The organism is Streptomyces sp. R21 (genome assembly GCF_041051975.1).
GTDB lineage: Bacteria > Actinomycetota > Actinomycetes > Streptomycetales > Streptomycetaceae > Streptomyces.
Map to the genome: position 1 here is coordinate 8,592,174 of NZ_CP163435.1, position 24,676 is coordinate 8,616,849.

Sequence of the window (24,676 nt, forward strand, 5' to 3'; positions counted from 1 at the left end):
TTCCACGATGCGGACGGCCGACCGCTCCCTTTCCGCGCAGGATCTCGACGACCGCCCTGAACGCCTCTGCGCAAGGCTTCAGGACGGTCACACCGGCGAGTTGGTCACTCGTGGGCGATCGCCGCGAGCACGTTCATCCGGGACGCGCGCAGCGCCGGCAGCAGCGCGGCCACGATGCCCACGACGGCGGAGCCGACCACGACCGCGACGATGGTGCTCCACGGGAAGGCCAGCGCCGTCATGCCCTGCAGCGCGAGCACCTGCTGTACGCAGACGCCCCACACCAGCCCCAGCGCGAGCCCGAGGACCGCGCCGAACACGGCGATCACCACCGACTCGAGCCGGATCATCCGGCGCAGCTGCCGCCGGGCGAGCCCGATGGCGCGCAGCAGTCCGATCTCCCGGGTGCGTTCCACGACCGACAGGGCCAGGGTGTTGACCACGCCGAGCACCGCGATGACGATCGCGAGGCCGAGCAGCGCGTACACGAGGTAGAGCAGTACGGCGATCTGGTCGTGGACCAGCTTCTTGTAGTCGGCGATGTTGCGCACCTGCACCTGGGGATAGGGGTCGAGCGTCTTCTCCAGGCGCTTGCGCAACTGGTCCTCGTCGGCGCCCGGTTTGGCGTTCACGTACAGCGCCAGGTCCTGTGCGCCGGGCACGTACTTCTCGATGGTCCCGAACCCGAAGAACAGTCCGCCCTGCATCCCGAACCCGCCTGAGCCCTCCTGGTCGGTGAGCGCGCCGACCTTCAGCTCGCCCTTGCGCCCGGCCGGGAACTCGACGGGGATCGTGCTGCCGATCTTCACGTGGTGGTCCTTCGCGAAGTCCACGTCCATGCCGATGGAGCCGTCCGCGAGCGCCGCCGCGCTGTCCCCCTGGGTGTACGTGACGTGGGCGACGTCGTCGAGCCGTGACTCGTAGGCCGCGGCGGCCGTCTTGACGCGCTTGCCGTCCGGCAGGTGGACGGCGACCGGCGTGAACCGCTGCCGTACGACGAGTCCGGCGCCCTCCGTGGCGCGCACCTTGTCGGCGATCTCCTCGGTGAACGGGATGAAGTTGCTGTTCTGCACCACGAAGTCGGCGCCCAGCGTCTTGTCGATCTGCTGGTCGAAGGACTTGCTCATGGAGGCGCTCGCCACGGACATCCCGCCGACCAGCGCGAGGCCCACCATCAGGGCGGCGGCGGTGGCGCCGGTGCGCCGTGGATTGCGCAGCGCGTTGCGCTGGCTCATCCGGCCGACCGGGCCGAACAGGGCGGGGAAACCGGCGCCGAGGACCCGGATCACCGGGCGGACCAGCAGCGGCCCCGCGATCACGGTCGCGATGAGCGTGAGGACCACGCCGAGCCCGAGCAGGGAGGCCGCCGAGGCGGTCTTCGTCGCCGCGGCACACCCCGCGAGTGCGGCGGCACCGGCCACCCCGACGATCGCGCCCGCCACCGCCCGCACCCGCAGCGGCTTGCCCACCCCGGCGATCTCCGCGTCCGCGAGGGCTGCCATCGGGGAGACGCCCGCCGCGCGCCGGGCCGGGAGATACGCGGCCACGAACGTGACGCCGACACCGACGACGTACGCCGACACGGGTGTCGCCCAGCCGATCACCATCTCGGTGGACTTGAGGTTCATGCCGAACAGACCCATGAGTTCGATCAGTCCGGCCGCCAGGCCGATTCCCGCGGCGAGTCCGAGCGTCGAGCCGACCACGCCGAGCAGTGCCGCCTCGGCCAGCACGGACCGGCGTACCTGCCGCCGGTCGGCGCCCAGTGCGCGCAACAGGCCCAGTTCGCGGGTGCGTTGGGCGATGAGCATCGAGAACGTGTTGACGATGAGGAAGACGCCGACGAGGACGGCGATCCCGGCGAATCCGAGCATCACGTACTTGATGACGTCGAGGAATCCGCCGATGTCGGAGGCGTCCGACTTGGCCTGCTCGTCGGCGGTCTTCAAGTCGTAGGTGTTCGGGCCCAGTTCGGCGGCGACGCGCTGTTTGAGCACCTCGTCGCTGACGCCCTTCTGGGCGTCCAGCGAGATGCTGGTGGCCGCGTTGGCGCTGCCCAGCAGCCTCGTCTGGGCGGTCGGGGTGTCGAGGAAGACGAGCGCCGCGCCCGGGTTCGTGGTGGTGAACGTGGCGATGCCCACGATCTTCACCTTGAACGGGTCGCGCCGCGGCTGCACCGTCAGGGTGTCGCCGATGCGCACGTGCTTCTTCTTCGCGGTGTCCGCGTCGAGAAGGGCCTCACCGGATCCGTGCGGGGCGTGGCCGGAGGTCAGCTTCACCGGACTGCGGTCGGTGACCTCCCAGTTGGTGACGATGGTGGGGGCGCCCGTGGTCGGTCCGACCGCGTCGTTCTTGCTGTCGACGACCGTGATGTTCTGGACGCTCGCGTCCAGATGGGTCGCGGCGACGCCGTCGACCTTCTTCAGCCGCTCAGCGAGGGAGGCGGGCACGGTGGCGGTGGCCCCGGAGGAGATCTGCGAGTCGAGATCGTCCTTCGGGTTCACGACCACATCGGCCGACGTGGAGGCGAAGAGCCGGTCGAAGGTACTGGTGACCGTGTCCGAGAAGATCAGGCTGCCCGCGACGAACGCCACGGACAGGACGACGGCCAGCGCCGACAGGAGCAGCCGCCCCTTGTGCGCCAGAAAGCTCCGCAGGGTCGCCTTGAGCACGTCTTCAGTCCTTGTCCGTGGACTCGGTGGTGGGCTTGTCGGTGGACTTGCCGAGGGATACGTCGTCGGAGGCGCCGTCGCCGACCGCGTGGGCATCCGCGTCGTCGAAGGTGGCCCGGATCGTGTCGAACCGCTTCATGCGCTCGAGCACCGCCTCCGCCGTGGGGTGCGCCATCTCGTCCACGATCCGCCCGTCCCCGAGGAAGAGCACCAGGTCGGCGTGGGCGGCGGCGCCCGGGTCATGGGTGACCATGACGACGGTCTGGCCGAGTTCGTCGACCGCGTCGCGCAGGATGCCGAGCACCTCCAGGCCCGCGCGCGAGTCGAGGTTGCCCGTCGGCTCGTCCGCGAAGATCAGCTCGGGCCGGGAGGCGAGCGCCCGTGCGCAGGCCACCCGCTGCTGCTGGCCGCCGGACAGTTCTGCGGGCCGGTGCTTGAGGCGGTCGCGCAGCCCCAGCGTGTCGATGACCTGGTCCAGCCACTTCTCGTCGGGCTTCTTGCCGGCGATGTCCATGGGCAGCGTGATGTTCTCGGCCGCGTTCAGCGTCGGGATCAGGTTGAACGACTGGAACATGAAGCCGATCCGGTCCCGCCGCAGCCGGGTCAGCTCGCGGTCCTTGAGCCCGGTGATCTCGGTGTCGCCGAGCCACACCTGTCCCGCCGAGACCGAGTCGAGTCCCGCCAGGCAGTGCATGAGGGTGGACTTCCCGGAGCCCGAGGGGCCCATGACGGCGGTGAAGCGGCCGCGCGCGATGTCCACGTCGACGGAGTCGAGCGCGAGCACCGCCGTCTCGCCCGTGCCGTACGCCTTTGTCAGGCCGCGGGCGCGGGCGGCGGTGCCGTCGGCCCCCGGCCGGCTTGCAGAGTGCTCCGCAGCAGCTGTGGACAAGGCCGCCTCCTCAGTGATCGACGTCCCGACTTCCTTGTCCCGGCCGAGCGTAGTGTGATCCCGGGCACAGCCGGTATCCCCTTGAAGTGCCGGGCCTGCTCCACCCCAGGGTGGGCCGCTGATGCCGGTGTAAGGGACACCTAGAGGCGGAGCCCGGTCCCTCTTGCCCGTGCTAGCGCTCCGGCGCTAGCTTCGAAGCATGGCCAAGACACAGTTGAACGTCAGGGTGGACGAGGGCACCGCCCGGGCCGCCCGCGAGCGAGCCCTGGAGCGCGGCATGAGCGTGAACCGCTATATCGAGGAGCTGGTCAGGCAGGACACCGGCGAAGTGGGACACACCTTCGTCGAGGCCGCCGCCGACTTCATGAAGCAGTACGAATCCGTCTTCGCCGACGAGTTCGGCGCTGACCGCGAAGGCACCCGCGAAGGTCGTCGTTGATCCCTTGAGCAGTCTCAGAGTCGACCTTGCCTGGCTCCTCATGATCGCCGAACAGAAGACGCCCGGAGACCCCCAGGTCACCGACTGGGGAGCCCTCGTCGCCGCCGTCAGCCGGCACGAGGCGGAGATATTCGGCATTCCCGTCTACGACAGCCCGCACAGCCGCGCCGCCGCGCTGCTGCAACTCCTGCTGCACGTCCCGGCACTCGAACGCTCCAACGCGATGTTCGCCACGGCCGTCGCGTACGCCTATCTCGTCGCCAGCGGCCTCAAGGTCGTCACCTCGCCCGAGCAGGTGCGTGAACTCGCACGGCTGGTCAAGGGCGGCGAGGCGACCGTCGCCGACATCGCGCGCGAGCTGCGCCGGTGGAGCCTATGAGGCGTCCTGCTCGGACGCCGCCTCCGTCTCGGAGAGCCGAGGGCGCCACGCGCTGCCCAGCACGCAGTACGAGGTGGGCAGCCGTGGCCCCTTCTCCGGCATCAACAGCTGTCGGTACGGGCCCAGTTCGAACCCCGCGTCGCGCAGTGCGGCGACCGGCTCCCGGGCCAGGTGGCAGCCGCCGTTGAGCCGCGGCCACAGCGTGCGGTCCAGTCCGCGCTGGGTGTACGACATCACCCGGCCGCCGCCCGCGCCGTGCTCGAAGAACCGCACGGTGGCGCCCGGCCGCAGCACCCGCCGCATTTCGCACAGGGCACGCGGCACGTCCCGGACGCTGCACAGCACCAGCGACAGCACCGCCGCGTCGAACGCCTCGCTCTTGACCGGCAGCGCCTCCGCCGCGCCCGGCACCACGTCGACGGGCACGTCCGCGCGCAGGGCCGCCTCCAGGGCCAACTGCCGCAGCAGCCGCTCGGGTTCGATGGCCACGACCTCCGAGACGGTGCTCGGATAGTGCGCGAAGTTCAGGCCGTTGCCCGCGCCGATCTCGATGACCCGGCCGGAGAGCCCGGCCAGCAGCCTGTCGCGCACGCCGCCCATGCCGAGCTTCGTCTCGGCGCTCACGCTGATGCGGGCGTAGTAGCGGGCGAACAGCGGATGGTGGACGGCGTCCCGCGGCACCTTGCCGGAGTCGGCGGACCGTAGCGGCATGAGGACCTCCCGGGGAGGACGGGCGTTACCCCGATTCTCCCCCGGACCGGTGCGCGGCACCCCCCGCCGCGCGGCCCGGGTCGTGCGCGGACCGCGCGGCGGGGACCGGGGCCGGTCAGGCCACGAAGTCGCGCACCTGCTCGTAGACGCCGTAGTCGTTGTTCATGTCGGTGTGCGAGATGCAGCCGACCTCGACGTTGGTGGCGCCGCTGAGGATCGCGGTGGTGTCCGGGGTGAGCAGGTCGTCGCAGTTCGACCAGTAGCTGGCGTAGGCGACGCTGCCCGGTGTCTCGTCCCCGGAGTTCAGCGAGGTGAGGAACGAGCTGCCGGTGTACATCTCCGCGCAGGACGTGTAGAGCCACTTGCACCAGGAGGCCGTCGTGGTCCCGTGGTTCACCCCGGCGGCGGAGACGAAGTCGTCGACGTACGCGGTCCCGCCCAGGTTCTTCAGGTAGTACCGCGCGCTCAGCGCACCCATCGAGTGGACGACCAGGTCCACCTTGGAGGCGCCGGTCCTGGCGAGCACGCTCTTGACCTCGGTGGCCAGCTGCTGGGCGGTGGTCGCGTTCGACTGGGACCAGTCGTAGGACCACGCGTCCAGCTCGGAGGCGGAGTAGCCGTCCGCCTTGAAATCGGCGATCCAGTCGTCCCAGCTGCTCGACGAACTGCTGATCCCGTGCACGAAGACGATCGGGTTGTGGCTCGCGGCCTGGGCGGGGGAGGCGGTCAGGGAGAGCGACAGAAGGAGTGAGGCGGTCACGGCCGAGAGGACCGCGAGGATACGGCGCATGCTGCGTTGCATGGTGCCTCCTGATGGGGGTGGGGTTCCCCGGAGTGTCAGGCGGGGTCTACGCGCGCCGCATCGGCGAGATCGCCGGTCTTTACTAGTCAGTTAACCCACCAGTAACATCACTTGTGTGGCGCCTCCGTGGAACCCCCCGCCTCTTCCGCAGACTTCGGCACAGCCCGGCACACACGCGTGGCAGCACCTCGACCCCCCACTACCCGAGGGAGTCCGCGTACGGGTGCTGCGTGCCGCGCACGGCGACCCGCGCGCCGCCGTGGAACTCGCCTCGGTGCTCAGCGAACCCCAGCTCACCGGCCTCGAACCGCTCCCGGCGGAGCCCGCGACCCTGGCACCCGCCCTGCTGCGCGTCCACCGCGGCGAAGTGCGCGCCCTGCCCGAGGACACCCGGCGGCTCCTGCTGCTCGCCGCGGCCGACCAGCACCCCATCGCGACCCGCGCCTTCCTGCGCGCGGTCACCGCCGGCCGGCTCGACACCCGGCCCCTCGACGACGCCGAGGCCGCCGGGCTCGCCCACGCCACGGCCGGCGGGATCGTCTTCCGCGACCCCTGGACGCGGATCGCCGCCTACGAGACCGCCTCCGCCGAGGACCGGCGCGAGGCCCACCACCTGCTCGCCCGGGTGCTGTGCGGCGAGGGCGAGTCACCCCGGCGCTCCTGGCACCGCGGCGCCGCCGCGCTCGGCCCCAGCAGGCGGCTCGCCGCGGAACTGCGCGCCGCCGCCGACGCTGCGCGCGGCGCAGGCGAACCCGCACTGGCCTGCGCCCTCGCCGAACGCGCCGCCACCCTGTCGCCCGAACCCCGCGACCGGGCACGGCTGTTCGCCCGGGCCGCCGCCGACGCCTGGCACTCCGGCGACGGCGACCGCGCACGCCGCCTCGTCGCCCACACCGACGACGACGCCCTCGGCGGACTGCTCGCTCTACGCGCGGGGAACGCCACGGAGGCCTTCGACGCGCTGCTGACGGCGACGGTCCGCCTCGCGGGCGACGAAGCCCGCAAGGACCGTCCCGACGCGGCTGTCCACTTGCTCGCCCGCGCCACCGAAGCCGCCATCTACACCGGCGACCTGCGCCGCTGCCGCGAGGCTGCCGCCGTCGCCGACCGGCTCGGGATCGCGGTGCCCGGCACGCTCGGCGCACTCGCCGCCGCCTTCGAGGGCCGTTACGACGACGCCCGCGACGCACTCCAGGCGACCGCCGGACGCTGCGGTCCCGGCGGCGACCCCACCCTGCTGATCCACTCCGGGATCGCGGCGCTGATGCTCGGCGACCACACCGGGGCTGCCACGGCCACCGTGCGGGCGGCGGCCGCGGCCCGGAGCAGAGGCGATGCGGTCACCGTTCCGCAGGCGATGGAGTTCCGGGCGTACGCCGACTTCTGGACCGGGCGTCCGCGCGCCGCCGAGGCGGGGGCGCTGGAGGCGCTGCGGCAGGCGCATGCCACCGGCCAGGACAACGGAGCCTGCCATCTGCAGGCCGCCCTCGCCCTGTTCGCCGCCGTCGCCGGCGACGAGGACGTGTGCCGGGAGCGCGCCGAGGCCGCCCGCTCCTACGCGCTGGCTCGCGGGCTCGGCCTGCCCGCCGCGCTGTCGCTGTTCGCCCTCGCCTTCCTCGACCTCAGCACCGGTCGCTTCGCCGCCTCCGGGGCCCGGCTGCGGGCGCTCGCCGGATTCGGCCCGGGACACGGCCACCGGGCCATCCGCCACCTCGCCACACCGCTCTACGTCGAAGCCGCCGTCCACACCGGCGACACCCGCGTCGCCGTGGCCGCCCACGCCGACTACGACCACTGGGCGCGCACTGTCCGCAGCCCCGACGACCTCGCCCTCAGCGCCCGCTGCCGGGCCCTGCTCGCCACGGGTGAGGACGCCGTCGAGCACTACCGCACCGCACTCGACCTGCATGCCGTCGGCACCCGGGAGTTCGAACGCGCCCGCACGGAGCTGCTGTTCGGCGCCGCCCTGCGACGGCTGCGCCGGCGTACCGAGGCCCGCGACCGGCTGCACAGCGCCCTCGAAGCCTTCGAGCACTTCGGCTCCCCGCACTGCGCGGCCCGGGCACGCGGCGAACTGCGCGCCCTCGGCGAACCGGCCGCGCAGGCGAACGGCGCCGACGACCTCGCCGCCCGCCTCACCGCCCAGCAGCTCATGATCGCCCGCATGGCCGCGGAGGGAGCCACCAACCGCGAGATCGCCAGCCGTCTGCTCCTCAGCCCCCGCACCATCGACCACCACCTGCGCGGTGTCTTCGCCCGCCTGGACATCCGCTCACGGATCGAGCTGGTCCGGCTGCTGGGGGAGGACAGGGAGTGAGAGCCTGCGTCCGGGGCGCCGGAAGACCGTCTCGGGCACGTGGGCGCCGCCGTAGATCACTGTCCAGCAGTGCCGGCAGAAGATCGCGTCGATGTCCTCGTCGAGCTGCACCTCGGCCCGCCGGGGAAGATCCCTGACGACGTCGAAGTCGATCGGATCGACCAGGGGACAGTAGGGGCCGCCCTGGCTGGGGCGGAAGGGCTGGTCGGTGGCGGGGTGCGGCTGCAGCCGGTTCCCGGCGGCGAGGAGTGCCTTCACCAGCGGCAGTAGATGTTCGTGCTCGTAGCCGATGCCCACGGTGCTTCCCCTACGCCTGCGGTGTTTCCCGCGCCGTGAACGCCTCCGAGTCCCATGTCCCGCCGAGCCGCGGAGCAAGCCAACCCGCTGCCGCCGCACGGAAGTCGGCGGGTGGGAGGGCCCCGGCCCCCTCGGGCACCGACCCGAGCAGGGAAGCTTCGGCCACGTTCGGAAGATCCGCGAGGTTGCAACGGGCGGCCAGGTCGGGGGACTTGGGCCAGCTGCCGATGACCACACCCGCGAAGTCGAGCCCACGGGCCCGCAGTTCGTGCGCCGTCAGTTCCGTCGTGTTGAGCGTGCCGAGCCCCGCGGCGGCGACCACCAGCACCGGAGCCGCCAGCAGCCGGGCCGCGTCCGCGAGCGTGCCGCCCTCGTCGTCGAAACGGACGAGGAGACCGCCCGCGCCCTCGACCAGCACCAGGTCGTGGTCGACGGCGAGCTTGGCCGCGGCCTCCGCCACCTCGTGCGGTCGCACCGGCGCGAGACCGGCCCGGCGTGCGGCGGTCCCGGGCGCCAACGGCTCCGGATAGCGGGCGAGTTCACGTGTCGTGACCGGGCCCGCGAGCCGGGCCACCTCGTCGGCGTCGCCGCGCTCGTCCGGCCGTACACCCGTCTGGGCGGGCTTGAGCACGGCCACCGAGCGCCCGGCGGCGACCGCCACCGCGGCGACGGCGGCGGTCGTGACCGTCTTGCCGATCTCCGTGCCCGTCCCCGTGATCACCAGTACCGACATTCCGGTTCAGCCTTCCTGAGCGGCCGCGCAGACGGCGCGCGTGATCCGGGCGACGTCCGCGTCACCCGTGACGTACGGCGGCATGGTGTAGACGAGGTCGCGGAAGGGGCGCAGCCACACGCCCTCGCGCACCGCGGCCCGCGTCGCCGCCGCCATGTCGATGTCGTGGTCGAGCTGCACCACGCCGATCGCGCCGAGGACGCGGACATCCCGCACCCCCGGCAGCTCCGCCGCCGGTGCCAGCCCGTCCCGCAGGCCCGTCTCCAGTCGCTTGACCTCGGCCTGCCAGTCCTGCCCGAGCAGCAGGTCGAGGGAGGCGCAGGCCACGGCGGCGGCGAGGGGGTTGCCCATGAAGGTCGGCCCGTGGGCGAGCACCGGCACCGCGCCGCGCGAGATGCCATCGGCGACCCGGGCCGTGCACAGCGTGGCCGCCATCGTCAGGTAACCGCCGGTCAGCGCCTTGCCGACGCACATCACGTCCGGCGTCACGCCCGCGTGGTCCGCCGCGAACAGTGCGCCCGTGCGGCCGAAGCCGGTCGCGATCTCGTCGAACACGAGCAGCACGTCGTGCGCGTCGCACGCCTCGCGCAGCACCCGCAGATAGGCGGGGGAGTGGAAGCGCATGCCGCCGGCGCCCTGCACGACCGGCTCCACGATCACCGCGGCCAGTTCGTCGGCGTGCCGCTCGATCAGCTCGCGCAGCTGGTCGGCGTACGACTCCTCGTACTCGGCCGGTGGCGCGTCGGCGAACACCTGGCGGTGCAGCACGCCCTGCCACAGCTCGTGCATCCCGCCCTCGGGGTCGCACACCGACATCGGCTGCCAGGTGTCGCCGTGGTAGCCGCCGCGCCAGGTCAGCAGGCGCTGCTTGGCCGGGCGGCCGAGCGAACGCCAGTACTGAAGGCACATCTTGACGGCGACCTCGACGGACACCGAGCCGGAGTCGGCCAGGAAGACATGCTCCAGGCCCTCGGGAGACATGTCGACAAGGCGCTTCGCCAGCTGGACGGCGGGCTCGTGGGTGAGCCCGCCGAACATGACATGACTCATGCGCCCCAGCTGGTCGCGCGCCGCGTCGTTGAGCACCGGGTGGTTGTAGCCGTGGATCGCCGACCACCAGGACGACATCCCGTCGATCAACTCGCCCGAGCCGTCCGCAAGGCGCAGCCGCACCCCGCTCGCCGACTCCACGACGAGCGGTTCCTGACGGCCGGGCATCGGCCCGTACGGATGCCAGACGTGCCGCCGGTCGAGGTCCAGCAGCTCGCCCACGGACAGATCAGGCATTGGGCGCGAGATCCGTTCCGGCACCCCGGCGGCGCACCGCGACGAGATCCGTGCGCGCCTCGGACGCGTCCTGCGAAGCCGAAGCCGAAGCCGAAGCCGAAGCCGCGGTCGCGGTCGAAGCCGGCGCCGAGCCGCAGACGCCGCCCCCTTCATGCGACCCGCAGCCCGCACCCTCGTGCGACCCGCACCCTCCGGCGCCCGCGTGCGAGCCGCAGCCGCCTGCCGCCGTGGCGCGGTGCTCCGGCAGCGTGATCTCGCCCGCACCCTCCACCTCGAAGCCGGCGTCCGCGATCATGTCGAGGTCGGCCTTGCCGGCCTGGCCCTCGCTGGTGAGGTAGTCGCCGAGGAAGATCGAGTTGGCCAGGTTGAGCGCGAGCGGCTGCATCGAGCGCAGATGGACCTCGCGGCCGCCCGCGATGCGCACTTCCACGTCGGGGCAGACGAACCGGACCATCGCGAGGATCCGCAGACAGCGCTGCGGGGTGAGGTTCCACTCCTTGGCGAGCGGGGTGCCCTCGAAGGGGATCAGGAAGTTGACCGGAACCGAGTCGGGGTCGAGTGCGCGCAGCGCGTACACGACGTCGACGAGGTCCTCGTCGCTCTCGCCCATGCCCGCGATGAGCCCCGAGCAGGCGGACAGGCCCGCCGCGTGCGCCTTCTGGACCGTGTCCACCCGGTCGGCGTACGTGTGCGTGGTCGTGATGTCCCCGTACGTCCCCTCGGACGTGTTGAGGTTGTGGTTGTAGGCGTCCGCGCCCGCCTCGCGCAGCCGCTCGGCCTGACCGTCGGAGAGCAGGCCCAAGCAGGCGCACACCTCGACGCTCTCGTTCTGGTCCTTGATCGCCTTGATCGTGTCGGAGACCCGGTCCACGTCACGGTCCGTCGGGCCGCGGCCGCTGGCCACCAGACAGACCCGCTTGGCCCCTCCGGCCAGCCCGGCCGCCGCGGCCTGCGAGGCCTCGTCGGGCTTCAGCCAGGTGTACTTCAGGATGTCGGCCTTGGAACCGAGGCGCTGGGAGCAGTACGAGCAGTCCTCGGGACACAAGCCGGACTTGAGGTTGACCAGGTAATTCAGTTTCACGCGGCGGCCGAACCAGTGCCGGCGCACCTTGCCGGCCGCGGCCACCACGTCCAGCACGTCGTCGTCGGAGGTGGCCAGTACGGCCAGCGCCTCGTCGCGGGTCGGCAGCTCGCGCCGAAGCCCCTTGTCCACCAGCGTGTTCAGCAGGTCCATGAGGCCCGATCCTGACGTATGCGAGCGGTCCGGGCCAAGGAGAGTTTGCACAAGAGAGACGGATCGACGTGTGGGTATTGCCACATCCTGGGCGGCAGACCGGGCCGCTAGGGTCTGTGAACTGCCTACAAAACAAGACACCCGAGGCCCGGAGGACACATGGCGGGATCGCCGTTCGGCTGGATCGACGAGCAGGACTGTCTTCGCCGTCGAGCAGGTCTCGTACGGACCTTGAGGCCGCGTCCCGCCGACTCCCCGCTCCTTGACCTCGCGAGCAACGACTACCTCGGTCTCGCCCGCCACCCCGAGATCACCGGGGCCGCGGCGGACGCGGCCCGCGTCTGGGGCGGCGGCGCCACCGGCTCCCGGCTCGTCACCGGCACCACGGAACTGCACGCGGAACTCGAACGCGAGCTGGCGGACTTCTGCGGCTTCGAGGCGGCGCTCGTCTTCTCCTCGGGGTACGCCGCCAACCTGGCCGCGGTCACCGCGCTCGCGCCGCACGGCTCGCTGATCGTCTCCGACGCGGGCAACCACGCCTCGCTCATCGACGGCTGCCGGCTCGCCCGCGGCACGACCCAGGTGGTCGCCCACGCCGACCCGGACGCCGTACGCAAGGCGCTCGGCACCAGCACCGGGCCGGCCGTCGCGGTGTCCGACACGGTCTTCTCGGTGGACGGCGACGCGGCCCCGCTAGCCGGCCTCGCGGACGCCTGCCGCGAGCACGGCGCCGGGCTGATCGTCGACGACGCGCACGGGCTCGGTGTGCTCGGTGACGGCGGCCGGGGTGCCCCGCACGCCGCCGGGCTCGCGGGCGATCCGGGTGTCGTCGTGACCGTCACGCTCTCGAAGTCGTTCGGCAGCCAGGGCGGCGCCGTTCTCGGCTCCGCGCAGGTCATCGACCACCTGGTCAACGCGGCCCGCACCTTTATCTTCGACACCGGTCTGGCGCCCGCCGCGGTGGGTGCGGCCCTCGGGGCGCTGCGGCTGCTGCGCCGTGAGCCGGAGCGTGCGGCGCGGGCGCGCGCGGTGGCGACGGCCCTGCACACCCGGCTCACCGCCGAGGGGCTCGAGGCCGTACGACCGGACGCCGCGGTCGTCTCCGTGCGTGCGCCGTCCCCCGAGCGGGCCGTGGAGTGGGCGGCGGCCTGCCGGGAGGCGGGACTCGCCGTCGGCTGCTTCCGGCCCCCGTCCGTGCCCGACGGCATCTCACGCCTGCGGCTGACCGCCCGCGCGGACCTCACCGACCAGCAGATCGAGAGGGCCGTGCGGGTGATCAGCCAGACGCGGTAGGCGTCGTTCGCAGCTTTCGCGCCTTGGTGCTCGGCGCACTGCTGCTCAGTTGAGTGCGGCGATGAAGCCCTGCCAGGTGGCAGGGCCGAAGAGCAGGGCGGGCCCTGCCTTGTTCTTCGAGTCGCGTACGGCCACCAGTCCGGCCCAGGGGCCGGAGCCCGGACGGGCGGTCTCCACGCAGTTGTTCATTCCCGTGCTGCGGCTGCTGCGCAGCCATGGCACGTCGTGCAACGAAGTACTGGAAGGTACGTACCGAGGCAGTGCAGACATTGGTGCCTCCTTACGCGCCGTCACCTATCCCGGCGATGTAATCCAACGAGTCCTCGGGCGAAAGGGCGTGGATCTGAAGGGTGTTGAAGGCCTCGCTGTAGGCCTGGAGGTCTTCTTTCCGTTCGAGGTAGAGGCTACTCGTCAGCTGGTCAAGAACAACCACATCCAGATCAGAAGTGTTCGGAAAGGAGAAGATAACGAAAGGCCCGGTGATTCCGATATGGGCACCTGCGGCGAACGGAAGTACTTGAAGCCGCACTTGAGGAAGGTGCGCGGCCTCCACCAGACGCCGCAGTTGGCGTGCCATCACGTCGGGGCCGCCGACCTCCCGCCGCAGCACCGCCTCGTCCAGCACCGCACTCAGTTCCAGCGGCGGATTCGAACGCAGCACGTCCTGCCGGGCGAGCCGCACCTCGACGAGCGCGTCGAGCTTGGCGTCCTCCAGCCCGTCCACCGCGGCCCGCGTCACCGCACGGGCGTACTCGGGCGTCTGGAGCAGCCCCGGCACCACGGCGGTCTCCAATGTGCGCATGACGCTGGCCTGCGACTCCAGGCTGATGAAGTCGCGGTACGTAGCCGGCAGGACCCCGCGGTAGGCGTGCCACCAGTGGTGCCGCCCCACCTCGTCGGCGCCGGCCAACACGAGGAGCAGATCGCGCAGTTCGGAGTCCTCGACCGTGTACGCGTCCAACAGCAGTCGTACATCGGCCGGTTTCACACCGCTGGAGCCCGTCTCGATGCGGCTCACCTTCGACTGGTGCCAGCCCACCAGACGCGCCGCCTGGCCACTCGTGAGGCCCGCTCCGGTGCGCAGGGCACGCAGTTCCGCGCCGAGCTTGCGGCGGCGCACCGCGGGACCGTACTGCATGGCCGTACTCCTTACTCCTTCCGGGCCGCCCAAATACGGGCTGTCGTCGCAGAGTTCACCGCTTCGAGCGACAGATATATGCATATCTCGGTGGATCGCACCCGTGACCGGCCCGGTAATGGCAGTCTGGCGCGAAGCACCAGTCCGGGACCGTACTCGTACCACACGCTCCGTGTCGGACTCCGGTCCCGTGGGAAAGGGACGACGTCGCCATGGCAGACCACCATGAAGCATCCATCACTCTGCCGAGCGATCCCGCTTCGGTCTCCTCGGCCAGGAAATACGTCGCAGGCGTCCTGGCCGAATGGGGCCTGCCGACCGACACCGAAATCGCCGACACCGTACGGCTGATCGTTTCCGAACTCGCCACCAACGCCGTCCAGCACACCTTCGGGCAGTCGCCCACCTTCACCGTCGACCTACGGCTCGACCGTGACGAGCAACTGCGCATCGGGGTCACCGACAGCCACCCGCGCTTCCCGAAACGGCTGCCCGCCGCGGTCCAGCAGGACAACGGGCGCGGGATGGTGATCATCCGCTGGCTGACCGCCGAGTGCGGCGGCAGGCTCAGCGTCCGGCCGACCCGGGAGGGCGGCAAGACCGTCGCCATCGAGCTGCCGTGGTCGGCTCCCGTGCAGCCGGTCACCGCGGTGGGCGGGCAAGAACCCTGAAGGCGCGCTCAGTTCCGCTGCGCTGCTCGTCCGAAGGCGCCGCGCAGCAACGCACGGAACGCGTCGGCGGCGGGTGCCGCCTGGTCGGTGCGGTGGGCGACCGAGATCGTACGGCGCAGATCGCCCGGTTCCAGCTGCCGCACCCCCACCGGCGTGACCGCGGTCCTGCCCACCATCTCCGGCACCACCGCCACCCCGAGCCCCGCACTGACCAGCGCGCACACCAGGGCGTACCCCGGGGTCTCGACCAGCACCGACGGGGTGGCCCCGGCCCGGGCCAGCGCCGCCTCCACGCCCGCGCGGGACGGATGCCCGGGCGCCATGCTGATCAGCGGCTGCCCGGCGAGCCGGTCCAGGGACAGCCGCGCGGTGCCGCCCGCGAGGGCGTGCCCGGGAGCGGTCACCAGCACCAACTCCTCGACCAGAACGGGCTCCAGGGCGACTGACGCGGGCAGCGGGGCGGGAGCGGCGGGCTCGTAGGTGTGGGTGAGCGCGAGGTCGACCTCGCCCGCGGCGACCGCCGAAACACCGTCCGGTGGCTCGTAGTTCGCGACCGCCAGCTCCACGTCCGGGTGCGCGCGACGGAACGCGCTCAGCACCTGCGGCAGCAGCTGGATACCCGCCGTCTGGAAGGTGCCAAGCCGCAGGGTGCCGCCCGACAGGCCCGCGAGCCGCGCCAGTTCGTGCCGGGCCTGCTCCAACTCGTCGAGAACCCGGCGGGCCCGCACCACCAGCAGCTCGCCCGCGTCCGTCAGCCGCGCCCCCCGATGGGAGCGCACCAGCAGCGTCGCGCCCGCCTCGCGCTCCAGCTTCGCCACCTGCTGGGAGAGCGCCGGCGTGGTGTAGCCGAGGCGCTCGGCGGCCCGGGTGATCGACCCCGCCTCGGCGACCGCCACCAGCGCCGCCAGCCGCGTCGGGTCGTACACGCCACCCTCCCGGGCCTAAACAGTTGCTTAAGGAAAACCCAGGATATTCGACATACCTGCTGAAGGCGCGGCGCAGGCAGGCTGGTGCGCATGGACGCACAGCTCATCGCCTTCACCGGGGTCGCCGCGGGCATGGTCGCCATGCCGGGCGCGGACTTCACCGTCGTCGTACGCAACGCCCTGGTCTCCCGCCGGGCCGGAGTCGCCTGTGCCCTCGGTGTCGCGGGCGGGCTGCTGCTGCACACGGCGCTGGCGGTCGCCGGGGTCGCGGCGGTCCTCACGGCGGTGCCCGCGCTGTTCCGGACGCTGCAACTGCTCGGCGGCGCCTATGTGCTGTACCTGGGCGCACGGACGCTGCGGCGGCTGCGCGCTGCGGTGTCCGGTGCGCGGGAGTCCGACGAGGCGGCGTCCGGTGCGCGCCCGCTGCGGCAGGGCTTCGTGACCAACGCGCTCAACCCGAAGGCGCCGATCACCTTCCTCAGCCTGCTGCCGCAGTTCGTGCCCGCGGGCAGTCCCGCGCTGCCGCGGACCCTGCTGCTGGCGCTGATCGTGGTCGTACTGGCCCTGGTGTGGTTCCCGGCGGTCGCGCTGCTCGTGGACCGGCTCGGCCGATGGCTGCGCCGGCCGAGGGCCGCGCGGACCGTGGAAGCCGTCACCGGGAGCGCGCTGACGATTCTCGGCGCGGTGCTGCTGACGGAGTCTCTTCGCGCCTGAGTGGCTCGCGCCGGTCATCGCGGCTGAGGCTGCGCTGTACCAGCAGGGGCAGCAGGTGCCACAGCGCCAGACAGACGGCGAGGGTGCCGGCCCCTGTGGCGATTCCGGCGCCGCGCCCCAGCGTCACGTCCACGACCAGCAGCACCGACCCTGTGAACGCCAGCATCAGCACGTTCAGGCCGGCCGTGGCCAACCGGGAGGAGACCCGCACGATCCGCGCCTTGGCATTCTGCTGGAACAGCGAGCGGTGCAGTGCGGCGGGCGCCGTGAACAGGGCCGCGGCCAGCATCGCGAGCAGCAGTGTGGTGACGTACGTGGCGCGTTGGAAGGTGTCCAGCGACGGGAAGCGCTGGGTGAAGGCCAGGGTCAGCAGGAACGCGAAGAGGATCTGCACCCCGGTCTGGGTGACGCGCAGCTCCTGAAGCAGCTCGCCGAAGTTGCGGTCGGCGCGCTCCAGGGGAGTCTCGTCCCGCTGGCTGTGGTGCGGTAGGTCGGCCATGGGTTCACGAGTAACCGCCCCGGCCCATGTCACGCCCCGACGGGGTGACGGCATCCCTGCCGTCACCCCGTCGGGCGGGTCAGCTGACCCGGCCGTACCAGACGCTCTTCGTCCAGATCTTCTGGAGCTTCACAACCTCCCCCGTCTTCGGGGAGTGCCAGATCTTTCCCTTCCCGGCGTAGATGCCGACGTGGTACACGTTCCGGCCCGAGTGGAAGAACACCAGGTCACCGGCCTTGCGGTGGGACGCGGTGACATGGTGGGTCTTGTTGTACTGCCCCGCGGCCGTACGAGGCAGGTTCTTGCCCGCCTTCTTGTACGAGTAGAGCGTGAGCCCGGAGCAGTCGAAGCGGCGTGGCCCCGTGGCGCCCCATTTGTACGGGGAGCCCTTTTTGGAGGCCGCTACCTGTAGTGCCTTCGTCGCGGTCGTCGCGGCCGAGGCGTCGGAGGCGACACCCGGAACCACGATGCTGCCGCCCACGGCGGCGATGGTGAGAGCCGAGGCCGTACCGGCCCGGGTCAGCAGCGACGGGACACGATTGAGCGCAGTCATGCGCAACCCTTCGTCAGCCGCCTGTGAAGGATGACCTGTCGGATTCGGGCTGGCGAAGTTGCCCGGCCGCGTACTGCGGCTTCACCCCAAGGACCGCCCGGATCTCTCCGGCGGCCCAGCTTGCTGGGTCCTCCACTCCTGCCGATCCACTCCTGTCGACCGGTCATCCGGGAGGCGGCAGGACTCGGCGTCCGCCCGGACCGCCCCGCCGCTGTGGCGGGGGCTTGTCGTCGGAAGGGATCTTGACGCACCGATGTCGGAAAAACCGAGTGGAATCAGTGATTTGTGGGGTTACTCACCACTCACCCGTTCGGGTGGACACCCCTTTGTTCGAAGGGGTGTCGAGGGGGTCAATGACGCTCTTACCAGCACCGGAATACTTCATTCCGCCCCTGATATACGCGCGTTGCGCAACTTTTCCGGGCCTTCGGAGCGACGCCTGTCTACTCCATCCGGGGGTACGCCATCTGGTCCGTTTGAACCGGGCACCGGACGGCTCGCCGCCCTGTCGCGGACGGCGGCCCGGGTGTGGGTGCGTCAACTGTCGGCTCCCGGGGGCAGAGTGACCCGGGCCGCCCGCCGCTCGCCGTCGAGGACGCGCAGCGCCTGTGCCAGCGTCGGGGAGTGCACCTCGCTCTCGCCCCGCTGGTGCATCAGCGCGAGAGCGTCGCGCAGCGCCGTCGCCTTGCCCACCAGCGCCTGGGCGGCGCGCAGTCCGCGGTAGGTGTCTCCCGGGCGGGCCGGGTTGATGCGGCCGAGCAGATCGACCACGTCGAGGTAACGGTCGATCAACTCGGCCTCCGCGCGCGTCAGTGCGGGCAGCGGGGGCAGTTCGGGTGGAAGCATCGGGCCATCACCTCGCGCCCGGCGCGGTGCCCGAGGTCTTGCGGCTCGGGACGATCGCGTCCACCAGTCCGTAGGCGAGTGCCGCCGGGGCGTCCAGGATCTTGTCCCGCTCGATGTCCGCGGCGACTTGCTCCGCGCTCTGCCCGGTGTGCCGTACGAGCATCTCCTCCAGCATCTTCCGGGTGCGCATCAACTCCTCGGCCTGGATGGCCAGATCACTCGCCTGACCCTCGATCGGCTCGGTGAACGAGGGCTGATGGAGCAGCACCCGGGCACCGGGCAGCGCGGACCGCTTGCCCGAAGTGCCGCCCGCCAGCAGGACGGCCGCGGCCGAGGCGGCCTGCCCCAGGCAGACCGTCTCCACGTCGCAGGTGACGAACTGCATCGTGTCGTAGACGGCCGTCATCGCACTGAACGAGCCGCCGGGGGAGTTGATGTACAGCGCGATGTCCCGGTCCGGCGCCAGGTATTCGAGGTGCATGAACTGCGCCATCACGTCGTTCGCCGACGTGTCGTCGATGGGGGTCCCCAGGAAGACGATCCGCTCGTCGAGGAGCTTCGAGTACGGATCCAGGCTCCGGTGCCCGGCACTGGTGCGCTCGGTGAATTCGGGCAGGACGTGACGAGCGGTCGGTTCGTTCATGGCTGGCGCCTCCTCAGAGCGACTCTCCTGTAAAAAATGTACAGGACGTACAGAACGCGTCGAGGGTATCGGCTGACAGCGAAAAACCCCGTGGAGCGTGACGCTCCACGGGGATCAGGGGTGCGGTGAGTCTGCGGCGGGGTTGCGGCGGGGTTGCGATGGGTCCGTGCCGGGAGGATCTGCGGACCCTGGGGGTCCGGAGGGCCCGGTCTAAGCTGGTGGCCATGGCCTACGAGATTCCGGTGACGCAAGCCAGGGCTGAGCTCGCCGATCTGATCAACCGGGTGGTGTACGGCAACGAGCGCGTCGTCGTGACGCGGCACGGGAAGCCCCTCGTCGCCATGGTCTCCGCCGCCGACCTGGAGCGCCTCGAAGAACTCGACGCCGCCGAGGAGCAGGTGATCACCTCGGTCTCCACCGTTCGCGAGGTCGGCTCCGCCCCGCGCGAGCGCCAGCGGTTCGGCATCGCCGCGGAGCACCGGGGGCACACGGCGTCGTAACGCCCGCTCCGGGCAAGGCGGTTCGAAGGTGTGACGGCCGTGAGCCGCTGCCCGCGGCGGGCAGGGGCTCACGACCGGTTCCGGGGCGGAGCCCGGGGTGCGGGGCGGGCGGGGCCTCGATCCGGTGTCAGCCCACGAGAGCCGGTTCCCGCTGTGCGACCGGCTCGGGGCTTGTGCGGCGCGACTTCCGTGCGTTGCCCAGCAGGACCGCGCCCAGTCCGAGGGCCGTCCAGCAGACCAGGGTGAGCGCCGGGCCGACGGCCGCGGCCCCGTCGAAGAAGGACACCGAGCGCAGCAGGGTCGTACCGGCGCCCGGCGGCATCCACTGGCCGATCGCCCCGACCGGCTCCGGCAGCATCTCCGGGGCGGAGGCCGCTCCCGAGAACGAGTTGCCGAACAGCATGATCGGCAGCGCGCCGAGCCCGATGCCCGGGGCGCCGAAGAGGGCCGCGAGCCCGGCCACCGCGGCGCTCACCGCCAGCGTGGAGAGGCCGAGCGTGGCGGCCTCGGCCCACCAGTTCCCGGTGATGACGCCCAGCCAGCTACCCGCGAGGGCAGCCGCGACCGCGCCGACCAGGGCGGCGGCACCGACCAGCGCGGCCACGGCGCGGATGCCCCGCAGCCCCAGCAGCGTCACGACGGCTCCCGCGGCGATGCCGGCCAGCGCGAGCGGCAGCACGCTCGCGGTCAGCGCCGCGCCGCGCGGGTCGTGCGCGGAGGCGGGCACGACGTCGACGGTGGTCACCTCGGTGCCCGCCGGCGCCTGTCCGGTCACCGCCTGGTCCAGCAACTGGGCGACCAGGGGGCTCGCGGCCGACGCGGTCAGCAGCTTGGGCCCCTGGGCGGTGGCGACGACGGCGCCGTATACGGTCCGGTCCTCGACGGCGTCCCGGGCGGCGGCCTCGTTCGCGTAGCGGTGTATCTCGAACGCGCCCGGGTGCCCGGCGAGCCGCTTCTCCAACTGTGCGGTCGCGGTGGCGGGGCCCGCCACGCCGAGCGGCAGGTCACGGGGCGCCGTTCGGGTGGCGGGCCAGGCGAAGGACCACAGGGCGAGCGCCGCCAGGGCCGGGATCAGCACGAGGACCGCGATCAGTCGGCGGGTGTGAGGCCTGGCGGGGGTGGCGGAGGCGGACATGTGCTCCCTTTCCGGGTGGGGGTTCCGGGTGGGTTCCGAGTGGTTCCGAGTGGTTCTAAAAAGAAGGATCGTTCGTTTTAGGTACGCCACTACCGTCCCTCTGCCTGCTTCTCTTGTCAAGAATGAATGTTCGTTTTAATTTTGGGACATGGCCCGCGTATCCCAGGCACACCTCGACGCCCGCCGCCGGCAGATCCTCGACGGCGCCTCGCTCTGCTTCGCCCGTAACGGGTTTCACGCCACGTCGATGCAGGACGTGCTCAAAGAGGTCGATCTCTCCGCGGGCGCCGTCTACCGCTACTTCAGCGGCAAGGACGAGCTGATCGGCGCGATCGTCGCCGAGGTGCTGGAGGCGGTGCACGACACCTACGAACGAGCGGCCCAGGAGACCCCGCCGCCGCTGCCGGACGTACTGATCACCAGGGCACTGGCACAACTGAGAGCACTGAAGCCCGGCGTGCTGGACGGCGGTGAGTGGATCTTCCCCCGACTGATGATCCAGGTGTGGACCGAGACCCTGCGCAACGACGAGCTGTCGGCCGTCATGCGCACCGGCTATGACCAGGTGCGCGCCGCATGGGCGAAGCTCGTCGAGAGCTACAAGGCCGCGGACCTCATGCCCGCGGACGCCGACGCCGACGCCATGGCCCGCACGATGATCGCCCTTGCCCAGGGATTCGCGGCCCAGCAGGCCGTTTTCGGTGCCGCATCCCCCGAGGTCCTGCGGGACGGTCTACGGGCGTTGATGAGCATGCGCACAGGCGGGTCCGGCGGGATGAATGGATCACAGCTCGGTTAACTTGCTTGAAACTCGGCCCAACTAGCCTGCCCCTCCACGCCACCAGGCACTTTGCCCCGTGGCAGCGGCAACCGGACCCCGCACGGTCCGGAGCGAGGACTGTGAGGTGGGACGCCGTGCAACTGACCCCGCACGAGCAGGAGAGGCTGCTGATCCATGTGGCAGCCGACGTGGCCGAGAAGCGCCGGGCCCGCGGGCTCAAGCTGAACCACCCCGAGGCGATCGCGCTCATCACGTCGCACATCCTCGAAGGAGCACGTGACGGCCGTACGGTCGCGGAGCTGATGTCCTCCGGACGCAAGCTGCTGACCAGGGACGACGTCATGGAGGGCATCCCCGAGATGATCCACGACGTCCAGGTCGAGGCGACCTTCCCGGACGGCACCAAGCTCGTCACCGTCCACGACCCGATCGTCTGACGGGGGAGCGAACGCCATGATTCCCGGAGAGATCCTCTTCGCCGACGGACCCATCACCTTCAACGAGGGCCGTGAGGTCACCCGGCTGACCGTCCTCAACGCCGCCGACCGGCCCGTCCAGGTCGGCTCCCACTACCACTTCGCCGAGGCGAACCCCGGTCTGGAGTTCGACCGCGCCGCCGCGCGCGGCCAGCGGCTCAACGTCGCCGCCGGTACCGCCGTGCGCTTCGAGCCCGGGATCCCCGTCGACGTAGAACTTGTTCCGCTCGCCGGCGCCCGTGTGGTGCCCGGACTGCGCGGGGAGACCGGAGGTGCCCTCGATGCCTGAGATCTCGCGTGCCGTGTACGCCGATCTGTTCGGCCCCACCACCGGCGACCGCATCCGGCTCGCCGACACCGATCTGCTCGTCGAGATCGAGGAGGATCGTTCCGGCGGTCCCGGACTCGCCGGTGACGAAGCCGTGTTCGGCGGCGGCAAGGTCATCCGAGAATCCATGGGCCAGGCGCGTGCTACGCGCGCAGACGGCACCCCGGACACGGTCATCACGGGCGCGGTGATCATCGACCACTGGGGCATCGTCAAGGCCGACGTCGGCATCCGCGACGGCCGGATCACCGGCATCGGCAAGGCGGGCAACCCGGACACCATGGACGGAGTGCACCCCGACCTCGTCATCGGCCCCGAGACCGAGATCATCGCGGGCAACGGGCGGATCCTGACCGCGGGCGCCATCGACGCGCACGTCCACCTGATCTGTCCGCAGATCGCCGACGAGGCGCTCGCCTCCGGCGTCACCACGCTGATCGGCGGCGGCACCGGCCCCGCCGAGGGCTCCAAGGCGACCACCGTCACCCCCGGCCCCTGGCATCTGGCCCGGATGCTGGAGGCGATGGAGGAGTACCCGCTCAACTTCGGTCTGCTCGGCAAGGGCAACACCGTCTCGCACGACGCGATGCTGTCCCAGATCCGCGGGGGAGCGCTGGGGCTCAAGCTGCACGAGGACTGGGGCTCCACGCCCGCCGTCATCGACGCCGCGCTCACCGTCGCCGACCGCACCGGCATCCAGATCGCCATCCACACCGACACGCTGAACGAGGCCGGGTTCGTGGGCGACACGCTCGCCGCGATCGGCGGGCGCGGCATCCACGCGTACCACACCGAGGGCGCGGGCGGCGGGCACGCGCCCGACATCATGACCGTGGTCTCCGAGCCGCACGTGCTGCCCAGCTCCACCAACCCGACCCGGCCCTACACCGTCAACACCGCCGAGGAACACCTCGACATGCTGATGGTCTGCCACCACCTCAACCCGGCCGTCCCCGAGGACCTGGCCTTCGCGGAGTCGCGGATCCGGCCCTCCACCATCGGCGCCGAGGACATCCTGCACGACCTCGGCGCGATCTCGATCATCTCCTCGGACGCCCAGGCCATGGGCCGGGTCGGCGAGGTGATCATGCGGACCTGGCAGACGGCCCATGTGATGAAGCGGCGGCGCGGCGCACTGCCCGGCGACGGCCGCGCGGACAACCACCGCGTACGTCGCTATGTCGCCAAGTACACGATCAACCCGGCGCTCGCGCAGGGCCTCGCCCGCGAGGTCGGCTCCGTCGAGACGGGCAAGCTCGCCGACCTCGTGCTGTGGGCGCCCGCGTTCTTCGGGGTCAAGCCGCACCTCGTCATCAAGGGCGGACAGATCGCGTACGCGCAGATGGGCGACGCGAACGCCTCGATTCCGACACCGCAGCCGATCCTGCCGCGTCCGATGTACGGGGCGATCGGGCGGGCGCCCGCCTCGAACTCGTTCAACTTCGTGGCCCCGCTCGCCATCGAGGACGGGCTGCCGGAGCGGCTCCGGCTCGGCAAGCGGTTCGTGGCGATCGACTCGACGCGCGGCGTGACCAAGGCCGACATGCGCGAGAACGACGCCCGGCCGCGCGTGCAGGTCGACCCCGACAGCTTCGCCGTGCACATCGACGGGGAGCTGGTCGAGGCCACGCCCGCCGCCGAACTGCCCATGGCCCAGCGTTACTTCCTCTTCTGATGTCCCGCGCCGCGCTTCTCGTCCTGGCGGACGGCCGCTTTCCCGCCGGAGGGCACGCGCACTCCGGCGGGGCCGAGGCCGCTGTCAAGGCAGGACGGATCACCGGGGCTGCGAGCCTGGAGGACTTCTGCCGGGGCCGGCTGCACACGGCGGGGCTGGTCTCGGCCGCCCTCGCCGCGGCGGCCGCGCTCGGAGTCGATCCCGTGGAGCTGGACGCGGCGGCGGACGCCCGTACGCCGTCGGCCGCGCTGCGTGTTGCCGCGCGCAGGCTCGGGCGGCAGCTGATGCGGGCCGCCCGGGCGACCTGGCCCTCCGGTGAACTCGACGCGCTCGCGCGGGAGTTCCCCAAGGGGGCGCACCAGCCCGTGGTGCTCGGGGTGACCGCGCGGGCCGCGGGGCTCGGGCCCGACGATGCCGCGTACTGCTCGGCGTACGAGAGTCTCAGCGGACCGGCGAGCGCGGCCGTGCGGTTGCTGAGTCTTGATCCGTTCGATGCGACGGGGGTGCTGGCTCGGCTTGCTCCCGAGTTGGACCTTGTCGCTCAGCAGGCTGCCGTGGCCGCGCGGCGAGTGCTTGACGACGGCGTCGATGCGTTGCCCGCGGCGTCCGCTCCGCTGCTGGAGATCGCTGCGGAAGCCCATGCGGGGTGGCCCGTACGGCTGTTCGCGTCGTAGGGGGTTGATCGCCCCCTCCGCCCCTTCCCGTCCCGTCTTCCTGGGGGCTTCGCCCCCTTTCCCC

Annotated in this window: 28 protein-coding genes and 1 riboswitch; of the genes, 12 read left to right on the forward strand and 16 right to left on the reverse strand. The window is 71.5% G+C overall.

Translation table 11 applies throughout. The features are described 5' to 3' along the window. Positions 1–104: 104 nt before the first annotated feature. Both AB5J56_RS38365 and AB5J56_RS38370 read right to left on the reverse strand, forming a co-directional pair. A complete protein-coding gene (locus AB5J56_RS38365) occupies positions 105–2,672 on the reverse strand; it encodes an ABC transporter permease (protein ID WP_369239941.1) in 2,568 nt (855 codons plus the stop codon). 4 nt (positions 2,673–2,676) lie between these two features. Then, positions 2,677–3,561, reverse strand: coding sequence for an ABC transporter ATP-binding protein (locus tag AB5J56_RS38370; RefSeq protein WP_369239943.1), 885 nt, complete (start codon positions 3,559–3,561; stop codon positions 2,677–2,679). A gap of 199 nt (positions 3,562–3,760) precedes the next feature. On the opposite strand from AB5J56_RS38370, the gene AB5J56_RS38375 reads away from it, so the two are divergent. Beyond that, a complete protein-coding gene (locus AB5J56_RS38375; protein WP_369239945.1) occupies positions 3,761–4,000 on the forward strand; it encodes a toxin-antitoxin system HicB family antitoxin in 240 nt (79 codons plus the stop codon). A gap of 4 nt (positions 4,001–4,004) precedes the next feature. Then, positions 4,005–4,379 (forward strand): fic family toxin-antitoxin system, toxin component, encoded by a 375-nt coding sequence (locus AB5J56_RS38380; protein ID WP_369239947.1) that lies wholly within the window; start codon positions 4,005–4,007, stop codon positions 4,377–4,379. On the opposite strand, the gene AB5J56_RS38385 is transcribed toward AB5J56_RS38380, so the two are convergent. Beyond that, entirely contained in the window at positions 4,374–5,090 is a 717-nt protein-coding gene (locus tag AB5J56_RS38385) for a class I SAM-dependent methyltransferase (protein WP_369239949.1), read from the reverse strand. The genes AB5J56_RS38380 and AB5J56_RS38385 overlap by 6 nt on opposite strands. A 115-nt stretch (positions 5,091–5,205) precedes the next feature. After that, positions 5,206–5,892, reverse strand: coding sequence for an esterase/lipase family protein (locus AB5J56_RS38390; protein WP_369239951.1), 687 nt, complete (start codon positions 5,890–5,892; stop codon positions 5,206–5,208). Positions 5,893–6,115: 223 nt separating this feature from the next. On the opposite strand from AB5J56_RS38390, the gene AB5J56_RS38395 reads away from it, so the two are divergent. Continuing rightward, positions 6,116–8,209: a LuxR C-terminal-related transcriptional regulator gene (locus AB5J56_RS38395; RefSeq protein ID WP_369239953.1), complete on the forward strand. Its 2,094-nt coding sequence runs from the start codon at positions 6,116–6,118 to the stop codon at positions 8,207–8,209. On the opposite strand, the gene AB5J56_RS38400 is transcribed toward AB5J56_RS38395, so the two are convergent. Genes AB5J56_RS38400 through bioB form a run of 4 tightly spaced genes read right to left on the reverse strand, consistent with a single transcriptional unit; the run spans position 8,165 to position 11,760 of the window. After that, on the reverse strand, positions 8,165–8,506 hold the full coding sequence (locus AB5J56_RS38400; RefSeq protein ID WP_369239955.1) for a hypothetical protein: 342 nt from the start codon (positions 8,504–8,506) through the stop codon (positions 8,165–8,167). The genes AB5J56_RS38395 and AB5J56_RS38400 overlap by 45 nt on opposite strands. A 10-nt stretch (positions 8,507–8,516) precedes the next feature. Further along, positions 8,517–9,239 carry a dethiobiotin synthase gene (gene bioD / locus AB5J56_RS38405; protein WP_369239957.1) on the reverse strand — a complete coding sequence of 241 codons (723 nt, stop codon included), beginning with the start codon at positions 9,237–9,239 and terminating at the stop codon, positions 8,517–8,519. 6 nt (positions 9,240–9,245) lie between these two features. Next, positions 9,246–10,526: an adenosylmethionine--8-amino-7-oxononanoate transaminase gene (locus AB5J56_RS38410; RefSeq protein ID WP_369239959.1), complete on the reverse strand. Its 1,281-nt coding sequence runs from the start codon at positions 10,524–10,526 to the stop codon at positions 9,246–9,248. Continuing rightward, positions 10,519–11,760, reverse strand: a complete 1,242-nt coding sequence (bioB, locus tag AB5J56_RS38415) for a biotin synthase BioB (RefSeq protein WP_369239961.1) — start codon at positions 11,758–11,760, stop codon at positions 10,519–10,521. The genes AB5J56_RS38410 and bioB overlap by 8 nt, the downstream gene beginning before the upstream one ends. Positions 11,761–11,919: 159 nt before the next feature. On the opposite strand from bioB, the gene AB5J56_RS38420 reads away from it, so the two are divergent. After that, positions 11,920–13,053, forward strand: coding sequence for an 8-amino-7-oxononanoate synthase (locus AB5J56_RS38420; RefSeq protein ID WP_369239963.1), 1,134 nt, complete (start codon positions 11,920–11,922; stop codon positions 13,051–13,053). Between the two features lie 45 nt (positions 13,054–13,098). Here AB5J56_RS38420 and AB5J56_RS38425 read toward each other — a convergent pair whose 3' ends face one another. Then, entirely contained in the window at positions 13,099–13,323 is a 225-nt protein-coding gene (locus AB5J56_RS38425; protein WP_369239965.1) for a DUF397 domain-containing protein, read from the reverse strand. 10 nt (positions 13,324–13,333) lie between these two features. Beyond that, positions 13,334–14,191 carry a helix-turn-helix domain-containing protein gene (locus AB5J56_RS38430; protein WP_369239967.1) on the reverse strand — a complete coding sequence of 286 codons (858 nt, stop codon included), beginning with the start codon at positions 14,189–14,191 and terminating at the stop codon, positions 13,334–13,336. A 212-nt stretch (positions 14,192–14,403) separates the two neighbouring features. Between AB5J56_RS38430 and AB5J56_RS38435 the strand changes: the two genes are divergently transcribed. Beyond that, positions 14,404–14,862, forward strand: coding sequence for an ATP-binding protein (locus AB5J56_RS38435; protein WP_369239969.1), 459 nt, complete (start codon positions 14,404–14,406; stop codon positions 14,860–14,862). A gap of 8 nt (positions 14,863–14,870) precedes the next feature. Here the strand turns inward: AB5J56_RS38435 and AB5J56_RS38440 are convergent, their stop codons facing one another. Next, positions 14,871–15,788: a LysR family transcriptional regulator gene (locus AB5J56_RS38440; RefSeq protein ID WP_369239971.1), complete on the reverse strand. Its 918-nt coding sequence runs from the start codon at positions 15,786–15,788 to the stop codon at positions 14,871–14,873. 90 nt (positions 15,789–15,878) lie between these two features. On the opposite strand from AB5J56_RS38440, the gene AB5J56_RS38445 reads away from it, so the two are divergent. Beyond that, positions 15,879–16,502 carry a LysE family translocator gene (locus AB5J56_RS38445; RefSeq protein ID WP_369239973.1) on the forward strand — a complete coding sequence of 208 codons (624 nt, stop codon included), beginning with the start codon at positions 15,879–15,881 and terminating at the stop codon, positions 16,500–16,502. Here AB5J56_RS38445 and AB5J56_RS38450 read toward each other — a convergent pair. The 4 genes from AB5J56_RS38450 to AB5J56_RS38465 all read right to left on the reverse strand — a co-directional run bounded on the left by AB5J56_RS38450 (position 16,441) and on the right by AB5J56_RS38465 (position 19,043). Beyond that, a complete protein-coding gene (locus AB5J56_RS38450) occupies positions 16,441–17,001 on the reverse strand; it encodes a DUF6328 family protein (RefSeq protein ID WP_369239975.1) in 561 nt (186 codons plus the stop codon). The genes AB5J56_RS38445 and AB5J56_RS38450 overlap by 62 nt on opposite strands. A gap of 79 nt (positions 17,002–17,080) precedes the next feature. Beyond that, positions 17,081–17,554, reverse strand: a complete 474-nt coding sequence (locus AB5J56_RS38455) for a C40 family peptidase (protein WP_369239977.1) — start codon at positions 17,552–17,554, stop codon at positions 17,081–17,083. 3 nt (positions 17,555–17,557) lie between these two features. Beyond that, positions 17,558–17,754: riboswitch (cyclic di-AMP (ydaO/yuaA leader) on the reverse strand. A 337-nt stretch (positions 17,755–18,091) separates the two neighbouring features. Beyond that, positions 18,092–18,400 carry a hypothetical protein gene (locus AB5J56_RS38460; protein ID WP_369239979.1) on the reverse strand — a complete coding sequence of 103 codons (309 nt, stop codon included), beginning with the start codon at positions 18,398–18,400 and terminating at the stop codon, positions 18,092–18,094. Positions 18,401–18,407: 7 nt separating this feature from the next. After that, entirely contained in the window at positions 18,408–19,043 is a 636-nt protein-coding gene (locus tag AB5J56_RS38465; RefSeq protein ID WP_369239981.1) for an ATP-dependent Clp protease proteolytic subunit, read from the reverse strand. 224 nt (positions 19,044–19,267) lie between these two features. On the opposite strand from AB5J56_RS38465, the gene AB5J56_RS38470 reads away from it, so the two are divergent. After that, positions 19,268–19,543, forward strand: coding sequence for a type II toxin-antitoxin system Phd/YefM family antitoxin (locus AB5J56_RS38470; RefSeq protein WP_369239983.1), 276 nt, complete (start codon positions 19,268–19,270; stop codon positions 19,541–19,543). 127 nt (positions 19,544–19,670) lie between these two features. On the opposite strand, the gene AB5J56_RS38475 is transcribed toward AB5J56_RS38470, so the two are convergent. Continuing rightward, positions 19,671–20,678: an ABC transporter permease gene (locus AB5J56_RS38475; RefSeq protein WP_369239985.1), complete on the reverse strand. Its 1,008-nt coding sequence runs from the start codon at positions 20,676–20,678 to the stop codon at positions 19,671–19,673. Between the two features lie 148 nt (positions 20,679–20,826). Here AB5J56_RS38475 and AB5J56_RS38480 point away from each other — a divergent pair, with 148 nt between their 5' ends. The 5 genes from AB5J56_RS38480 to AB5J56_RS38500 all read left to right on the forward strand — a co-directional run bounded on the left by AB5J56_RS38480 (position 20,827) and on the right by AB5J56_RS38500 (position 24,612). Further along, positions 20,827–21,477, forward strand: a complete 651-nt coding sequence (locus tag AB5J56_RS38480; RefSeq protein WP_369239987.1) for a TetR/AcrR family transcriptional regulator — start codon at positions 20,827–20,829, stop codon at positions 21,475–21,477. 116 nt (positions 21,478–21,593) lie between these two features. Continuing rightward, on the forward strand, positions 21,594–21,896 hold the full coding sequence (locus AB5J56_RS38485) for an urease subunit gamma (RefSeq protein ID WP_020270782.1): 303 nt from the start codon (positions 21,594–21,596) through the stop codon (positions 21,894–21,896). 16 nt (positions 21,897–21,912) lie between these two features. Continuing rightward, complete coding sequence (locus AB5J56_RS38490) at positions 21,913–22,224, forward strand: urease subunit beta (protein WP_369239989.1); 312 nt, start codon at positions 21,913–21,915, stop codon at positions 22,222–22,224. Beyond that, the gene (locus tag AB5J56_RS38495) at positions 22,217–23,938 is read left to right on the forward strand and encodes an urease subunit alpha (RefSeq protein WP_369239991.1); all 1,722 of its coding nucleotides are present in this window, start codon (positions 22,217–22,219) and stop codon (positions 23,936–23,938) included. Before AB5J56_RS38490 ends, AB5J56_RS38495 begins: the two co-directional genes overlap by 8 nt. Continuing rightward, positions 23,938–24,612 (forward strand): urease accessory protein UreF, encoded by a 675-nt coding sequence (locus AB5J56_RS38500; RefSeq protein ID WP_369239993.1) that lies wholly within the window; start codon positions 23,938–23,940, stop codon positions 24,610–24,612. The genes AB5J56_RS38495 and AB5J56_RS38500 overlap by 1 nt, the downstream gene beginning before the upstream one ends. The last annotated feature ends 64 nt before the right edge of the window (positions 24,613–24,676 follow it).

Coding starts and splice junctions, on each gene's coding strand:
- AB5J56_RS38465 (WP_369239981.1), bottom strand. CDS start 19,043: ATGAACGAACCGACCGCTCGTCACGTCCTGCCCGAATTCACCGAGCGC.
- AB5J56_RS38420 (WP_369239963.1), top strand. CDS start 11,920: ATGGCGGGATCGCCGTTCGGCTGGATCGACGAGCAGGACTGTCTTCGC.
- AB5J56_RS38480 (WP_369239987.1), top strand. CDS start 20,827: ATGGCCCGCGTATCCCAGGCACACCTCGACGCCCGCCGCCGGCAGATC.
- AB5J56_RS38410 (WP_369239959.1), bottom strand. CDS start 10,526: ATGCCTGATCTGTCCGTGGGCGAGCTGCTGGACCTCGACCGGCGGCAC.
- AB5J56_RS38425 (WP_369239965.1), bottom strand. CDS start 13,323: ATGTCTGCACTGCCTCGGTACGTACCTTCCAGTACTTCGTTGCACGAC.
- AB5J56_RS38455 (WP_369239977.1), bottom strand. CDS start 17,554: ATGACTGCGCTCAATCGTGTCCCGTCGCTGCTGACCCGGGCCGGTACG.
- AB5J56_RS38495 (WP_369239991.1), top strand. CDS start 22,217: ATGCCTGAGATCTCGCGTGCCGTGTACGCCGATCTGTTCGGCCCCACC.
- AB5J56_RS38490 (WP_369239989.1), top strand. CDS start 21,913: ATGATTCCCGGAGAGATCCTCTTCGCCGACGGACCCATCACCTTCAAC.
- AB5J56_RS38385 (WP_369239949.1), bottom strand. CDS start 5,090: ATGCCGCTACGGTCCGCCGACTCCGGCAAGGTGCCGCGGGACGCCGTC.
- AB5J56_RS38470 (WP_369239983.1), top strand. CDS start 19,268: ATGGCCTACGAGATTCCGGTGACGCAAGCCAGGGCTGAGCTCGCCGAT.
- bioB (WP_369239961.1), bottom strand. CDS start 11,760: ATGGACCTGCTGAACACGCTGGTGGACAAGGGGCTTCGGCGCGAGCTG.
- AB5J56_RS38450 (WP_369239975.1), bottom strand. CDS start 17,001: ATGGCCGACCTACCGCACCACAGCCAGCGGGACGAGACTCCCCTGGAG.
- AB5J56_RS38475 (WP_369239985.1), bottom strand. CDS start 20,678: ATGTCCGCCTCCGCCACCCCCGCCAGGCCTCACACCCGCCGACTGATC.
- AB5J56_RS38435 (WP_369239969.1), top strand. CDS start 14,404: ATGGCAGACCACCATGAAGCATCCATCACTCTGCCGAGCGATCCCGCT.
- AB5J56_RS38500 (WP_369239993.1), top strand. CDS start 23,938: ATGTCCCGCGCCGCGCTTCTCGTCCTGGCGGACGGCCGCTTTCCCGCC.
- bioD (WP_369239957.1), bottom strand. CDS start 9,239: ATGTCGGTACTGGTGATCACGGGGACGGGCACGGAGATCGGCAAGACG.
- AB5J56_RS38390 (WP_369239951.1), bottom strand. CDS start 5,892: ATGCAACGCAGCATGCGCCGTATCCTCGCGGTCCTCTCGGCCGTGACC.
- AB5J56_RS38430 (WP_369239967.1), bottom strand. CDS start 14,191: ATGCAGTACGGTCCCGCGGTGCGCCGCCGCAAGCTCGGCGCGGAACTG.
- AB5J56_RS38460 (WP_369239979.1), bottom strand. CDS start 18,400: ATGCTTCCACCCGAACTGCCCCCGCTGCCCGCACTGACGCGCGCGGAG.
- AB5J56_RS38375 (WP_369239945.1), top strand. CDS start 3,761: ATGGCCAAGACACAGTTGAACGTCAGGGTGGACGAGGGCACCGCCCGG.
- AB5J56_RS38445 (WP_369239973.1), top strand. CDS start 15,879: ATGGACGCACAGCTCATCGCCTTCACCGGGGTCGCCGCGGGCATGGTC.